Source organism: Corynebacterium sp., assembly GCF_030826625.1.
Lineage (GTDB): Bacteria > Actinomycetota > Actinomycetes > Mycobacteriales > Mycobacteriaceae > Corynebacterium.
This window is the reverse complement of sequence record NZ_JAPJNQ010000017.1, coordinates 17,790-31,809: the sequence shown is the minus strand read 5'-3', so window position 1 is coordinate 31,809 and position 14,020 is coordinate 17,790. Positions and strand designations below refer to the sequence as shown.

General features: G+C 50.1%; 10 protein-coding genes. 4 read left to right on the top strand and 6 right to left on the bottom strand.

Annotated features, from left to right (window positions below; genetic code table 11):
• The first annotated feature begins 283 nt into the window (after positions 1 to 283).
• Positions 284 to 1,696: an ATP-binding protein gene (locus tag RCH87_RS03680; protein WP_306515395.1), complete on the top strand. Its 1,413-nt coding sequence runs from the start codon at positions 284 to 286 to the stop codon at positions 1,694 to 1,696.
• Positions 1,697 to 1,742: 46 nt separating this feature from the next.
• Here RCH87_RS03680 and RCH87_RS03675 read toward each other — a convergent pair whose 3' ends face one another.
• Both RCH87_RS03675 and RCH87_RS03670 read right to left on the bottom strand, forming a co-directional pair.
• Positions 1,743 to 4,997, bottom strand: a complete 3,255-nt coding sequence (locus tag RCH87_RS03675) for a DEAD/DEAH box helicase (RefSeq protein ID WP_306515394.1) — start codon at positions 4,995 to 4,997, stop codon at positions 1,743 to 1,745.
• A 23-nt stretch (positions 4,998 to 5,020) separates the two neighbouring features.
• Positions 5,021 to 5,257, bottom strand: coding sequence for a BRCT domain-containing protein (locus RCH87_RS03670; protein WP_306515393.1), 237 nt, complete (start codon positions 5,255 to 5,257; stop codon positions 5,021 to 5,023).
• A 498-nt stretch (positions 5,258 to 5,755) separates the two neighbouring features.
• Between RCH87_RS03670 and RCH87_RS03665 the strand changes: the two genes are divergently transcribed.
• From RCH87_RS03665 to RCH87_RS03655, 3 genes are all read left to right on the top strand, one after another.
• The gene (locus RCH87_RS03665; protein ID WP_306515392.1) at positions 5,756 to 6,457 is read left to right on the top strand and encodes a DUF3800 domain-containing protein; all 702 of its coding nucleotides are present in this window, start codon (positions 5,756 to 5,758) and stop codon (positions 6,455 to 6,457) included.
• Positions 6,458 to 6,845: 388 nt separating this feature from the next.
• Positions 6,846 to 7,295 carry a helix-turn-helix domain-containing protein gene (locus tag RCH87_RS03660; protein ID WP_306515391.1) on the top strand — a complete coding sequence of 150 codons (450 nt, stop codon included), beginning with the start codon at positions 6,846 to 6,848 and terminating at the stop codon, positions 7,293 to 7,295.
• Positions 7,296 to 7,801: 506 nt separating this feature from the next.
• On the top strand, positions 7,802 to 8,422 hold the full coding sequence (locus RCH87_RS03655; RefSeq protein ID WP_306515390.1) for a DUF4230 domain-containing protein: 621 nt from the start codon (positions 7,802 to 7,804) through the stop codon (positions 8,420 to 8,422).
• 421 nt (positions 8,423 to 8,843) lie between these two features.
• On the opposite strand, the gene RCH87_RS03650 is transcribed toward RCH87_RS03655, so the two are convergent.
• The 4 genes from RCH87_RS03650 to RCH87_RS03635 form a co-directional block, all read right to left on the bottom strand.
• The gene (locus RCH87_RS03650; RefSeq protein ID WP_306515389.1) at positions 8,844 to 9,086 is read right to left on the bottom strand and encodes a hypothetical protein; all 243 of its coding nucleotides are present in this window, start codon (positions 9,084 to 9,086) and stop codon (positions 8,844 to 8,846) included.
• A gap of 50 nt (positions 9,087 to 9,136) precedes the next feature.
• A complete protein-coding gene (locus RCH87_RS03645; RefSeq protein WP_306515397.1) occupies positions 9,137 to 10,333 on the bottom strand; it encodes an AbiH family protein in 1,197 nt (398 codons plus the stop codon).
• Positions 10,334 to 10,546: 213 nt separating this feature from the next.
• On the bottom strand, positions 10,547 to 11,788 hold the full coding sequence (locus RCH87_RS03640; protein WP_306515388.1) for a restriction endonuclease: 1,242 nt from the start codon (positions 11,786 to 11,788) through the stop codon (positions 10,547 to 10,549).
• Positions 11,775 to 14,015, bottom strand: a complete 2,241-nt coding sequence (locus RCH87_RS03635; RefSeq protein WP_306515387.1) for an AAA family ATPase — start codon at positions 14,013 to 14,015, stop codon at positions 11,775 to 11,777. The genes RCH87_RS03640 and RCH87_RS03635 overlap by 14 nt, the downstream gene beginning before the upstream one ends.
• Positions 14,016 to 14,020: the final 5 nt, after the last annotated feature.

Sequence of the window (14,020 nt, the reverse complement as noted above, 5' to 3'; positions counted from 1 at the left end):
TGCTAGGGGTGTAGATATTCGGGGTTTGGCACACACTTTTTGTCGTTTAACCCGGCTTCCACCAAGAGTGGAGAGCGGAACCGGTCGTGTTGTTTTTATTATAGCGCACTTTTGCAATTGACTGAGCTGACAGCGCGATCAGAGCTCAGCGGTGTGGCCCACTGTAAAGCTACTCTAAAGTACTCTAACACTAGATGTTAGAGTAGAAACCCCCGTGAACAGCCGAAACGGTCTACTATTAAATCTACTCTAAAGTTACTCTAACAATGTTAGAGTAGAGATCATGACAGCAGCAGAGGTGGATCAAGCCTTATCGCTTCCGGCGGAGCAAGCAGTATCGGCACTTCTGAAACTTCCAGAGTCGCAGTGGTATGAACGCAAGTCGGGTGCGGTGAAGCCAAGCGATTTCGCGAAACCCTTAATCGCTATGGCAAATGCTGAAGGCGGCGTAGTGGTTGCTGGTTTGCATGGTGGCAAAATTTCTCCAGTCAGCGACAAACAGGAAAACGAGTTACGCCGTGTAGCTCATAATTTCATTGACCCACCCGTGCGGTTATCGGTAGAAGAGCTGGATACAGCCGAAGGTAAAGTCTTGGTGTTTCGGGTTGGTATGTCCGAATATGTGCACCAAGATAATCGTGGGGATTGTTACCAGCGTATGGGCGATTCCACCCTGAAGTTGTCGTTTGCGCAGCGGCAAGAACTTGAATGGGATCGGGGAGCATCACGGTTTGAGTCGACTCCAGTACCTGGTGGAGGCAGCTTTGACGAGCTTTTGGATCCGCAAAAGGTAGAAGAATTCCGGGCGTTGCTTACATCATCAACCCCGCAATTAGCGTTGCAAGCACGGGATTTATTAACTCGAAAAGGCGAGGTCACAGTTGCAGCGGCGCTATTGTTTGCGCACCGGCCGCAGATTTTTTATCCCAATGCGCATGTAAGAATTTTGCGCTACGACGATAATGATCGCGGTGTCGGACGCCGACAAAATCTTGTTTATGGGGGAGACATACGTGCTGAAGGCTCGATCCCTGAGCAGCTTTTTGCAGCGACAGAAGCAATTGAACAGCTCATGCCTAAGCGGCAAGCATTGGGGGATGCCGGGCGGTTTGTTCCACATCCAATTGTTCCGAAGGATGCTTGGCTTGAAGGCTTGGTAAATGCGTTGGTTCACCGTTCGTACAGCATGGGCGGGGATCATATTCGGGTAGAAATCTTTCCTACCCGTATAGAGATTACTAATCCTGGTAGGTTCCTCGGTTTGAACCGAATTGATAATCCAGAGCAGATTAGCCGGAATGCGCGTAACCCTCGCATCGCCAGGGTGTGCGCGGATCTCGGGATTACTCAGGAATTAGGTGAAGGTATTCGCCGTATATTCCAGGAGATGCGCACTTCCGGGCTAGTGGATCCAGTGTATGAGCAGGTCAACGAGTCAGTGAAACTGACTTTGCATGCAAGCAATGCTATTCCCGCAGATTTAACGCGAGACTTGGGCCGGGCAGCATTGGAAATTCTCAAAGTGCTCCGGCAGTCCCAAAAACAATTAGGGACTGGGGAAATCACCGAGTTAGTAAGCCTTGCGCGTCCTACTGTGCTGCGCCATTTGAAAGAGTTGCATTCGCGTGGCCTGGTTGTGTGGCATAAACAGAGCCCGAATGATCCCCGTGCTACGTGGTCACTCGAATGGACTTGACCAGAGTAGAACCATCCTGGCTGGCTCCGTTGCCCAAGCCGTTGTCCTAGTCGGCGTCGAAGAGCTCCCGGAGGACATCGGCGTTTAATTCGACACCACCCGTCTGGCCAGACTGGCCGGGTTCTAAGAAGTTTTCCATGAGCTCGCGCTTGGAATCCTGCAAAGCAACAACCTGGTCTTCGATGGTATCCATGGACACCAGACGGAATACAGTCACTGGAACTTTTTGGCCAATACGGTGAGCACGGTCAATGGCTTGTTGCTCTGCTGCCGGGTTCCACCACGGATCAAGCAGAATCACGTAATTAGCAGAGGTCAGGTTGAGCCCCACTCCGCCTGCTTTCAAGCTAATCAAAAAGACTTGGTTATCACCATTGCTGAACTCGTCGATGACGTCCTGCCGGTTTTTGGTCTGGCCATCGAGATAGCTTGTAGGAATATCAGCTGCATCCAAATGCTCACGTACTTTGCGCAAAAAGGTGGTGAATTGGCTGAAAATTAGCACGCGGTGGCCTTCTTGCACGATGCTTTCTAATAGCTCATCCAAGACCCGCAACTTGGATGAGGTTGCCGTGGTATCGGGGATAGCCAGCTGTGGATCAATGGCTAGTTGCCGCAGCCGCGTAATGGCAGCGAGTACCTCGATGCGGTTGCCATCCGGATCGTCGGCAAGCAGCCCCAGAATGCGCTGCCGCTCCCGGGCAAAATGCAGATCGTAGAGCTTACGGTGGTTAGCGGCTAATTCCACCGGAACCACCTGGGTTTGGATTGGCGGAAGATCAAGTGCCACATCGGCTTTTCGCCGCCGCAGTAAAAATGGGGACGTGCGTTGGCGCAGCACCTCCATTTTTCCATCGTCACCGCGGGAAATTGGCCGTTCGAAATGCTCGCGGAATTGTTTCACATTGCCGAGCAATCCCGGGGTGGTCAGGGAAAACATGGACCACGCATCGGATAGGGAGTTTTCGACTGGGGTGCCGGTGATGGCGAATTTTTTGGCCACTCGCAAGTCGCGGATTGTGCTGAAGATCTTCGAGGCAGGGTTTTTCGCGTGCTGTGCTTCGTCGAGAATTACCCCGGCCCAGTCGATATCGTGGTACTGGGCAGCTTCGAGGCGCAACAAGGTATATGAGGTAATGACGATTTCGTTATCGTCGGCAAGCTGGGAAAGGGATTTTTCACGACGCTTGCTGGTCGCATTCACCGTGGCCGCTTTCAGGTGTGGGGCGAATTTTGCTATCTCACGTGCCCAGTTACTCACTACAGACGTGGGTGCGATCACCAGCCATGGGCGATCTGGGGAATCGACGATCATTGATAACACCTGCAGGGTCTTGCCCAGGCCCATGTCGTCGGCAAGCACACCGCCAAAACCACGTCGATTGAGTCCCGCTAACCAGCGAAAACCAGTTTCTTGGTAGGGCCGTAACTCTGCCTGCAGTTCAGCTGGCACGGCGAGTTCTCCCATTGGTTCGTGCACTGCATCGAGGGCGGTGCGTAGCCATTCATCTGGGGTGAAACTGATGGATTCGAGTGCTTCCAACTCATCCCAAAACGACGTGCGCACGCGGGGAACCTGCGGGCGGGAAGAACGAGTATCACCCAGGGCGCGTGCTTCTTCCAACAACCTGGCGAAGGCGTCGTATTCCGCATTGTTCAAATCAGCATAGGTGCCGTTGTCGAGGACGAGCAGCCGGTGCGGATCGTTCAACGCTGCGATCAGTTGCGCTATAGGAACCGGCTGTTGATCCACCATAACCTGCACGTCCAGGCCAAACCAGTCATTAGCTCCGCGTTGGGCAGCAACTGCGACATCGACGTCGGACGCCGGGGTCAGTGCCGCTGTGCGTTGGGCGGCATCATCAATGTGCACGTCGACGCCCAGTTGTTCTAGCCGTGGCAGCTCGGTGTGAAAGAAATCTAGTAATTCTGCACCGCGGAGGGTGCCGTTGCGTGGCGTGAACCAGAGTAATCCCAGCAGTTCCTGTTCGGCATCGGCGTTGCGACGTGGATCAGAGGAAGCGTGCCCGGCATCTGGCAGGGAGATTGTGCGCCTGCCATATGCGAAATACCAGGTGAATTCCGCTGCTAAGGGGTGGTTGGCTTGCCGGTCTGTCGAAATATCGAGCCGCAGATGCGGAGCCGGTGGCGGGCCTGGGGTAAAAGATTTATCTGGGCTGGTCCACGGAGTGTTGTTGTCCAGGCGGTCTAAAAAATCTTCTTCGAATTCATCTTTATCCTCGTCCGGGATGCGCACCGTGTGTTCCACTTCGTGGAGCCTTCGCCATTGCTCACTGGCTGGTTCTGTAAAACGCGCAATGTGGAGCGTTTCGGTTTCATCGCGCCACACCGCCCCAAAGCCGGGGTATCCGAGCACTAATTCTGGTTCGATAAAGCCTGCAGCGTGGAGGTGCAGTGTTGCGGTTAACTGAATATCGCCATCTTCGTGCTGGTGAAGGGCTAGATAGGGGCGTACCAGGCCGTCGTGGAAGATGATGCGGCAATTGCTGGTGGCATCGACCAATTCGATGCCTTCTGCTGCGGTACTGGCGATGGCTTTCAGGGGTTCTGCATTGTGAATATGCGTTAAAGGCGCCAGCGTGTGCTGGCTATCGAAGTATATCTCGTGGTTGATAAACGCATCGGTTAATCTCTGCGCCGCGTGCTCATGAGCAGGCAAAATTGTGGGCGCATAGGTCTGATTAAGGAAGCGGTGAAAGCTCACGTCGGTTTTGGCCCAGCTGCGTTTGTTGATCTGGTTTTTCGTAGGGCGAACCAATTCCACAGACAGGCTTGCCGGTGCGTTGATTGGACCCCAGCGGGTTTCGCGTACACCGGCCGGAGAATAATCAAACAAGAGTGCAAGCCGGGTAGAACGCTCAGCCTGCGTCGCCTGGGGTTGGGATGGCTGTCTCTGGTGCCGCTGGGGTAGGCCGGCTGGCCTGGCAGGAGAGAAAATATTGTCTAAGTCACGCTTCCACCCTGGCTGCACAGGATCATCGGCTTGCTTGTGCTGCGCTGCCATGTAGGTCAAATACAGTGCGGCAGTATGCTTGCAATTAATCCCGTAGGGGCAGGAACAATGCCCGATGAATGCGCGGAGCACACCGTCGGGTGATATATGCATAGCCACACGCGGGTGGTATAAATCGCCCTGCGAGCCCAGGCAGTTGCCGCTGACTTCCGTCAAATTAAAAGTACGTTGGATGTCGGTGATCTCGGCTGCGTTTCTGTGGAAAAGCTCGTGGCCGCGATCAATAACGGCAGGCTCCAGATAGGGCAGCAACGGCGCAGTATTCATGCCTTCAGAATAGTTGGTTTTATCTATTCCTCAATTGCGGCGAAGAATTCATTTTCCGTCATCACAGTCAATGCCGCGCCTTTTTCCACGAGCGCTCGGGCTTTCACCATTTTGCTGGAGCCATCCATGCCTGGCCGCCACGTGGTTGGCGAGGGCACCCCGACTACCAGCTGGGTGGTTTTCTTCGTCACTGATTTATCAACCTTGCCGCCCAGCTTTTCGACGAGTTGCTGCAGCGGCATCTCCAGGTGCCGCAGCATCGCGAGGAATAGCTCGCCGGTAACCCGCGCATCCTCGGAGGCGTCGTGGTGTGCGCTCGCCAGACGGAATAATCAAAAGTCATGTTGTGTGCAACGATGGGGCTCGTGCCGACGAATTCCTCGATGTCGCTGGCCAGCTCCCGCATGGTTGGGGCATTTGCGACGTCAGCTTCGAAATCGAGGATAGTAATTTCGTTTCACATATAATATTTGGCGTATGGAGTTTTCAAAGTCAGAAATTGATCTATTGCGTCAACAGCACCCGGATCTTGTAGACCGCATCTCTGCGGATTTGACCAGTAGTGACTTCCTGAAGTTGCTGCTCAGCGCGTTCCTAATCGCGTGATTATTACGGAAGCTTTGCGTGATTATCTGAATGAGCACGAGCAGCTTGGCAGCTAATATCCATTAGTAGGTAGATTTTTGGCCTACGTCAATCGTGGATTTGTCGAAAGGCTTAGAGAATCGCCCTGATCGGGAGGTTGGTATTCTAGACGGGTGTTCCACGCGTTTATAGATGAATCTGAATACCAAGATCAATATTTCTGTTTGTCCGCACTTATAGTTTCGGATAAAAAATTAGTTCAGCTCAATTGTCAGCTCGGTGAACTAGTCCAAGAATACGCACGGACAACTGCTGTGAAAGCCAACTCTGAGCTTCATGGATATGACTTGATGCAGCAGAAAGGAGACTGGCACGGGGTCCCTATGGGGATTACCGCGTCAATCTATCTCAAAGCACTCGGTATTGTTAATGACTGTACCGAAGCTCTTTACGTTGAAACGATCGATAGAGTTAAACAGGCAAAGCGATACACGGTCCCATTTAACCATCGCACCGTTGCAATTGGATTTATTTTGGAACGGGTCAATGAATTTGCAGAGCGAAGTGATTACCCGGTGCGGGCGTATTTAGATGATCATTACACCGCACCTGAGGGCCGTAAAGAATTTCTTCACTATAAGCTGAACGGTACGCTCGGCTATCGTAGTTCTAAATTGGAGAGGATTGAATCATTCGATTTCTATGACTCTCGGAGCTTGTATGGTTTGCAGGCTGCTGACCTCTGTTGTTACGCCTATCAACGCAAATTGGTCGCGACAAACGTGAATCTTCGGGTAGAGAATCTCCAGGAAAAGATGTGGGGTGCAATCGAAGGCATTCGAGATGCTGGGCGGACAAGAATTTGGCCGAAGTGAGAATCTACGTAGATGCACAAAAACCCCGCTTAGCGGGGTTTTTGGCAATGTGGAGTTGCTTACACTGAGCAATCCCTACAGCTACAACCATATTGCGTATAGGTTCTTTTGTCAACGGTTCGATTGGGCAATTCTTTCGCTAAGGCTAACCCATTGAATGCGTGAGTCTGATGCAAACCACATGGAGCAGCGAAGCCCCCTTGGTCAAATGGGGGCCTGACCCCCGACGTGTCCACTTTCCGGGGGCAAGCCCGACAGTGAACTCGGTTGGAAGTGACATGCATCTATTATGCGTAGATAATCGGCTAAAAAGCTGTTTAGCTCCGAGAATGTCGAAAACCGCTTGTTAACTCTTTCGTTTATTTCGTTTATCTGTTAGTTTGAGATTATGAAAAGCCTGCAACAAACGAATACTTCCCACAGTCGGTCAACCGCCCGCCAAGCCCTTCAACAATTTAGAAAAGTTCTTGAAAACACACCTGGGTCCGAGGACCTCCATGTAACAGTTGATAGAACAAACGAGTTGATTCGCCTTCCCCGTAGTGTTGCCGACTTGCTTTGCGAAATTTTGAGCAAAACTGCCGCTGGACAAACTGTTGGCATAATCCCAACGAATGCAGAGCTAACCACTCAGCAGGCAGCAGACCTGCTTCATGTTTCACGCCCCCATGTCGTCAAACTCATCGATGAAGGCACTCTCAAGGGGTATAAAGTCGGAAAACACCGACGGCTGCATGCTATCGACGTGCAAAATTATAAGCATCAACGAGATGTAGAACGACGTGACGCCGCAGATGAACTCACTGCCCTCTCCGATGAGCTGGGACTATATGAATGAGCAACTTCACTGTGGTCTAAGAATTAGGTACGCGTGGGCGGTGCTACCTTTCCGCTATCGCTCCACGCTAATCAGCAGCACGTCGATGTGCTACAAACGCTGCAAAAACTTCGCAAGGGTGGCATCGACGCAGGCGGTGCGGAACTGACCGGGCACGAATTTCTCTACTTCTTGCAGGGCGGACAGCGATGCCAGCAGCTCGTCCTTTCTGGGTTTAGCTCTGTGCTAAGGCTTTCAACCAATCTATCTCATTACCTGTTTACGCTTGGAGCCTCTTTATGCTCGACAGTTTCATGGTGCGAGCTAAAGACATCCAATTTCCCTGCCCTGAAGGACATAGTTCCCAATCTTTTCTTAGCTTAGGTAGGAACCAAACCCAAGACTCTTTAACGTTAACGAAAGAAAACAAAAAGACTCTAGCCAGCACCGTGGTATGTTACCTAAAAAATGGTCGATTTGTTGCCGAATTGGTGACAAGATCGTGACGCGTGGAGGTAAGCGGCGGAATGTCGGGTGTGCTGAAAGTTGTAGTTGGCCTGCTGGTAGGAATTGTTCTGACGGTGGGCGCTCTCTTTGGTCTCAATAAGATGAGCCTGTTGGAGGAGCCGACCCGCTCCATTACTTCGACAGGTATCGGTGGCACCCTCGAGGACATTTCAGAAATGGCCGTTGAGCAGTACTCATATTCCGCCGTTGGCCGCTTCGAGGAGGACGGGTGGAGGGCATTGGGGCTGAGAGTCCCGTTGACGGGAAAGCATTTTCTTATTGCCTACGACGGCGTGGTGAAGGCAGGGGTCAAGAACATTGAGAAATCGGATGTGAGCATCGATGACGTCACCCGCACCATAACCATCAAGGTTTCTAAGGCGGAGATCCTCACGAATGAAATTGAGCCTTCGTCCGTGACGGTATATGACCAGTCATTCAATCCTTTGAATCAGGTCAGGGTGGAAAATTATGCGGAATTCTTGGACGGCGAAGAAAAGCGAGCTGAGGAGAAGGCTAAGCAGAATGGTTTGCTGGAGCGGGCGCAGCAGCGTGTGACCGACTTGGTTAAGGCCCAGGCCGAGGCGTTCCTGGCGGGTTCGGACAAGGACGGCTACGAGGTGCAAGTGATAATTGCTTAAGGCACAGAGGTGGTGAGGTGTGTTTTGAATTTCTTTATCGTTAGCTATCTTCTTATTCCCTGTGGGGTTTCGGGGGATACGCAAGGCAAGCGGTCCTGAAAACCCCAGGGCAATCCAGAGCCGACGGCAGCTTGGCAAGTGCGCCTTCACGAATATTCTTCAACGTCGTAGAAGATGAACCCAATTGTGAAACGAACCCGGTGCTCATCGATGAACCGGATCATTTCTTAAGGTTTCGGGCCTGGTTCCGATGCGGAAAAGCTGAGGCAGATTTCAACAACTAATTGGTATCGCGGACCACTCGGTCTTTCGCATCCTGGTCAAACTTCTTCGGCATGGTCGAAGATTTTCCCATTTACCCAAACGGAACAAAACCTGGGGTACTTCAGTTCCCACACTTGGTCGAATTCTGGGGCAGGCTTTATCGGTAATTCGCCGTTACTGTGGATTTCTCGATCGGCTGCTCGCCGGAAAGCAGGCGCCGGTAGGCATCGAGGTCGTCTTTCACTGGCTTGAGCTTGTTTTCTCCGGACATCGTGCTACCTGGACGTACCAAATAGTTCCGTTTAATAATCTTGCCGAGTTCCGGGTCGGAGCTCTTGACGACGCCTTCTTCTAGGCTATCTGCGATCGCCAGCATAAGGATGCTAGTGGTGGTTACCATCGATCACTATGAAGCGGACTGGAAAACCCAGCTGATTCTAACTAATCAAATTACCTAACGTTTGGAATGGAGCGAGGGTCCCTGTTAGTCGGGTCGTATGGTATATCACTAAAACCAAAAGCTGATATTGTTTTCGGGTCTGAATACCTAACAATATGTATACGGTCTAGACACTTTTTCTTGCTGTCAATTTTGTCCTGTCCTTCAAATAGGCCATCGTCATAGTTGGAAACAAAAAAATTTTCCTTAATCTTTCGAGGATCGGCACTTTTTGCATCATATTTAGAATGGAAATATTTATAGATTATCAATTCAGCGCCATCAAAAACGCTCTTTAAAATATGTCGCCACCACCAGCGATCGGTTTCACCTGTCGAACTGCCGAAGATGATAAATAATTCGGTTTCTTTGATCATTTTATAATAGCGGCGATGGGTTTGCGCCCAAAAATTTTTTTCTAGTCTACGAGAAGAGCCGTCTGAAGCAATCTCGTCCGTACCGTCGATGCCAAAAAGCAAGGAACGTGATATCGATTGAGTGCCGTGTGGATGATGGATTTCAGTTGAAAGGTAGGCTGAACATCCTGTTTCTGCATTGGGGTAATTGTCAGCGCGGTGTTGTTTGGGAAAATTCCGAGGGTTCCTTCGAAACAGAAAGTTAGTATCTACTGTTTTATGGACATGTGGGTCAAACTGTTTCTGATCTAAATGAAGATAGCTGTCAAGTAGTGGAGTATAATTAAAATTAATTATATTGAAATAGAAAAGATGGTGATGATTCACATTCCGTGGAAATGACATTAATTCATAATCATTTTCATCAAGATCTGCGAGAAACCGCGCGAACGAAGAATATGCCCAGTGGAATTTTTGCGCACTCTGGTCTAGGTTGTACAGGAGTCGCGAATCGATTGCAGAGGTTAAAAATTTAGAAAACTTCTGTTGTATTTCGGCCAAGTGTTCCCTGAGTTGATTATATTCACTTAGTTCATTAGATTCGCTTAATTGTGTTTTTGGGATGTGCTCCTGCAACCTTGATTCGAAATCACTCCAATCGGGAAATCCATCCTTTCCGTCGCGCAGTTCTGACTCATGGTGCTGGCGAAGTATGTCCATCTGTTTGTAAAGAATGTTCTCAGTATCAAAGTTAATTAAATTCAGATAGTGGAAAAACGAGTTGTAGTCGGTTTTGATACTCATATTGAAGTGGTTTAGAATGGAGATGTCGAATCCGTTTCCCACTAACATCATTATATTGTGCTGCTGTTTTTCCTCTTTGATGTTTAGTCTTTTGAAATCAAATCGATCGAATTTTCTGATTCCAGGATAAAAGTAGTCGTCGTTATTCAAAATCGTCCTCTAGGTAGCTTTGGGGTTCAAATTTTAATCTGTTTTGGAGGTCTAAATATAATAGACATGCTAGTATAAATTGTGGTTTATGTCTAGGCTCAGAGTCGCTTTTCACTCGTCATTGACAAATGATTTTAGGGACCTGATCCCTGTTTGGTGGGCGCCTAATATCCAGCGACGGTATAAAAGCAGCGAAGGTTCTTGGTTAAATGGTTCTATTTTACTGATGACTGAGAAACGGTCAGTCACCTTTGTCGATTGAGAATCCACCGCCGCAAGTGCTGCCTCTCGTACTTTTCGGGCAGAGCCAGTGAGATCTAATGCTGCGAATCGCATCCTGTGCTGGCCGATGGAAAACTCCTGCACATCAGGGAAGTTACTTGCAGACAAATCCGAATGGCCAGCTGGTAAACCCAAAGTCGCATAGACCATCACACCGTGTACCGGAGTCCCAGCAGGCTCGTTCATTGCATAAGCAGTGGCGTAGCTCGTGATCTGATAAATGTGACCAGATTTCAAAGTTGGCCGATTACCTTGGCGGACTGTGGTTGCCATTGAGGTGAATTTTGCATCGACGATAAGATGCTCACCGGACGGCTGCTTTATGATGATGTCGGTTTCCATCTCAGGAACTGCTGCGTTGGAGTTCTCAGTACCGGGCCAACGCATCCGGCGTCCGCTGGTTACACGGGCGGTAGGTAAATGGTAGCGGTATAGGCCATACAGAGCTTTTTCAAATAATTTACGAAGTTCGGTTTCTTCGTATGTCCGGCTCCGAAATTCTACTGTGTTACCCGAAGATGCCTTCCCACCTGCTGGGACAAACAATTCCAGCAAAAGTTTGGCAACCGCCACAGGAGTGTGGTCTCGGGGAGAGAGTCGAGACCCTGGATAGCCGAGGGTCTCGACTAGGGTCACGCCGTTGTATCGAAAAGCATTCACCAATCTGCGACACCGCCGAGTAAGAGCCGTATCGCCAAAAGCTTGCACTTTGTGCATTGCCGTGTTCAATGCGCGAAGTAGATAACGGTTCACTGGACCGTCGAGGCTGAGCGTCTCATATTGGCATCGAACCTTGCCCTTTTCTAGCAACTGGTGCCGCGCAGTGTGATAGACATCGATCTTGCCGCGTACCCGATTAAGATTCCCGCTCTCTGTCTCGAAGGCGACGCTGAGCTGTTCGCTCATGCGGCGCTCGACAGCATCACACAACATTGAACTTACCAACACAGGAAGCTCAGCATCTGTAGCTTCCACTGCAGAATCGCGGATCAAGCCACGTTGGTATACCTCCGAGGCGTATAACTGCAACAGCCAGATGCTGCGCAGCGGTACATATTTACTGAGACCCATGGAGTATTCCCAATGCTTTCTCCAGTTTTTCTGGCTGACTAAACCAGTATTCTTCGAGCAATGGCGCCAAGTCGGTGTCGATGATTTCTTGGAACCATCGTTGAGTCTTGCCGACGGCTGGCTCGGTGATTTTCGTGCGCGGTGTGACAAAGCTATGCCCGATGCAAAATGGCGCGCCAAGTGTGGGATCTTCACTGATGAGTGCGTTGACCTGTGTAATTTGATTCGCAATAGAGCGAAGTTCACGCGTATCGTGGCCTCGTTTTTCTGCAAATTCTAGCCAATTGCTTCCCAATTCTGGCTTGAGAGTCGCGAAGGAGAATCGTCGCCGTAATGCGATATCAAGGCCAGCCAACGATCGATCTGCTTGGTTCATGGTGCCGATGACATAGAAATTTTCCGGCAGGTGGAATGGGTCGTCATCATCTTGTGAATAGATTAAGCGTAGCGCGTTATCTGGGTTGCGTTTGTCAGCTTCCAGCAATGTCAGCATTTCGCCGAAGATTTGTGCTGGGTTACCACGGTTTATTTCTTCAATGATGAAGATATGCTTTTGCCCTGCATCTTCTTGGGCGCCTTGGGCTGCCTTCATGAAAGCGCCATATTGGAGTTCTAGCCGACCATCACGTGCTGGACGGTATCCCATGACAAAGTCTTCGTATGAGGTAGACGGGTGAAACTGTTGCGTAGTGATGTTCTCGTCGTTCTCTTTGCCGATCAAGGCATAAGCCAGCTTGCGGGCAAGCCAAGTTTTGCCGGTCCCAGGTGGGCCTTGCAGGATCAGGTTTTTCTTTTCTGACCATCGGCGGAGCAGCTTTTGGATTTCACTGCTTTCTAAAAAGGCGCCTTCAGCACGAATATTTTCATAGGTATAAGACGCATTTTCAGTTTTATTTTCTTCATTCGTTAATTCTGCCGAAGGTTCGGACTCAGGCATTTCTGCTGGTCCGGTGGTGTAGGATGCAGCAGATAACTCGGCGAAGTTATTTTGTGTATCTTCCTCCTCAGTCATCCAGGCTTGGACTTGTTCCAGAGCCTCTAAATAGGACTGACCGTCTCGTACTTGGTTGGTGAATCCAGGGCCAAGGACATTTGGGGAATTTAAATAGTTTCGTGTCTTGCTATCGAGGGCTAAGAAGGTTCCAGGGCGGAACCAGTAGAGACCCATCGTGTAGGCGGTGATGCTGCGGCTATCAGTGGCTAAATCAAATGCTTTGATAAACTCATCACGGCTGCTGGATTCCGCGTAACGTATGCCAGCAAGAAATAATTCCCATGCAGCGTTATAAAACTCCGGGTTACCTATATCTGCTGGTTTTGATTCGAAACGAGTGCTTAGATTGTTGCGCTCTGGAACACCATCAAATCCTGTTGGTATTGGAGCATCGATGTCGAAAGTGTCTTTATAAACCTTGCAGATCGCAATTTTATTTGCGACTGTGATTTGCCGGTTAATAATAGCGAGAACAGTAAACGGATCAATATCCGTTGCTTCACGACGTTCACCGTCGACAGTGGGGAGCGTCCATAAGTTCTTGAAGAGAGAAGGGCGGTCTGAGCCTTCTGCCGCTTCGGTTAGCTGCTTAATCAGGGAAGCGCGGTCATCGTGGTAATTCGCAAGCTTGGTTCCTAGTTCTTCAAAGAACTCATCCCAGTCAAGGATTGCCTCTGAATTTTGCGTGAGATCAGATTCTCGTTCGGGGTCGCCGTCACCGTCTAAAACTTGTTCGATTCGATTAGCTGCGTTGTTTCGAGTGATTTTGAAAATAGTCAGTAAGCTGCGCAGTGAATTTTGTAGGTCTTGCCCCAGTTCATCGCGTGTGATCCACTCTTCATGCCAATTAACAGGGAGCTTATTTTGTGCCTCTGGGTCAGATTCATCTGAGTCGAAATATGCCCTACCCGCTACTGTGCCAACGTAGAGACGCCCTTGCTGTAGTTTGCTTGGCATGACGACGGTATCGCCAGGTTTTGTCTCATCGCGGAAACGGATATATTGGTTGGCTTGGCTAGTTACTTTGGAATTTGGCAGAGCAGGATTAAGTTTTTTAATTGCCGTTTTTACGCTGTCAACAGTTGAAGCTTCTGCCGTCGCAGCACCAAAACCCATCCCGGGCATGATAGTGGCCTCAGCAAGGGAACGACCTTCACGCTCTCCTTTGCGGCCGGTCCGAATTACCCATACGAATGTCTTGGCATCTTTGTGGGAAAGCTCCGTCAAAGACATTTAGT

What these genes read in the sequence shown, in the direction of transcription:
- RCH87_RS03660 (WP_306515391.1), top strand. Translation starts at nt 6,846, where the DNA reads ATGAAAAGCCTGCAACAAACGAATACTTCCCACAGTCGGTCAACCGCC.
- RCH87_RS03650 (WP_306515389.1), bottom strand. Translation starts at nt 9,086, where the DNA reads ATGGTAACCACCACTAGCATCCTTATGCTGGCGATCGCAGATAGCCTA.
- RCH87_RS03675 (WP_306515394.1), bottom strand. Translation starts at nt 4,997, where the DNA reads ATGAATACTGCGCCGTTGCTGCCCTATCTGGAGCCTGCCGTTATTGAT.
- RCH87_RS03655 (WP_306515390.1), top strand. Translation starts at nt 7,802, where the DNA reads ATGTCGGGTGTGCTGAAAGTTGTAGTTGGCCTGCTGGTAGGAATTGTT.
- RCH87_RS03635 (WP_306515387.1), bottom strand. Translation starts at nt 14,015, where the DNA reads ATGTCTTTGACGGAGCTTTCCCACAAAGATGCCAAGACATTCGTATGG.
- RCH87_RS03640 (WP_306515388.1), bottom strand. Translation starts at nt 11,788, where the DNA reads ATGGGTCTCAGTAAATATGTACCGCTGCGCAGCATCTGGCTGTTGCAG.
- RCH87_RS03670 (WP_306515393.1), bottom strand. Translation starts at nt 5,257, where the DNA reads ATGCTGCGGCACCTGGAGATGCCGCTGCAGCAACTCGTCGAAAAGCTG.
- RCH87_RS03680 (WP_306515395.1), top strand. Translation starts at nt 284, where the DNA reads ATGACAGCAGCAGAGGTGGATCAAGCCTTATCGCTTCCGGCGGAGCAA.
- RCH87_RS03645 (WP_306515397.1), bottom strand. Translation starts at nt 10,333, where the DNA reads ATGTTAGTGGGAAACGGATTCGACATCTCCATTCTAAACCACTTCAAT.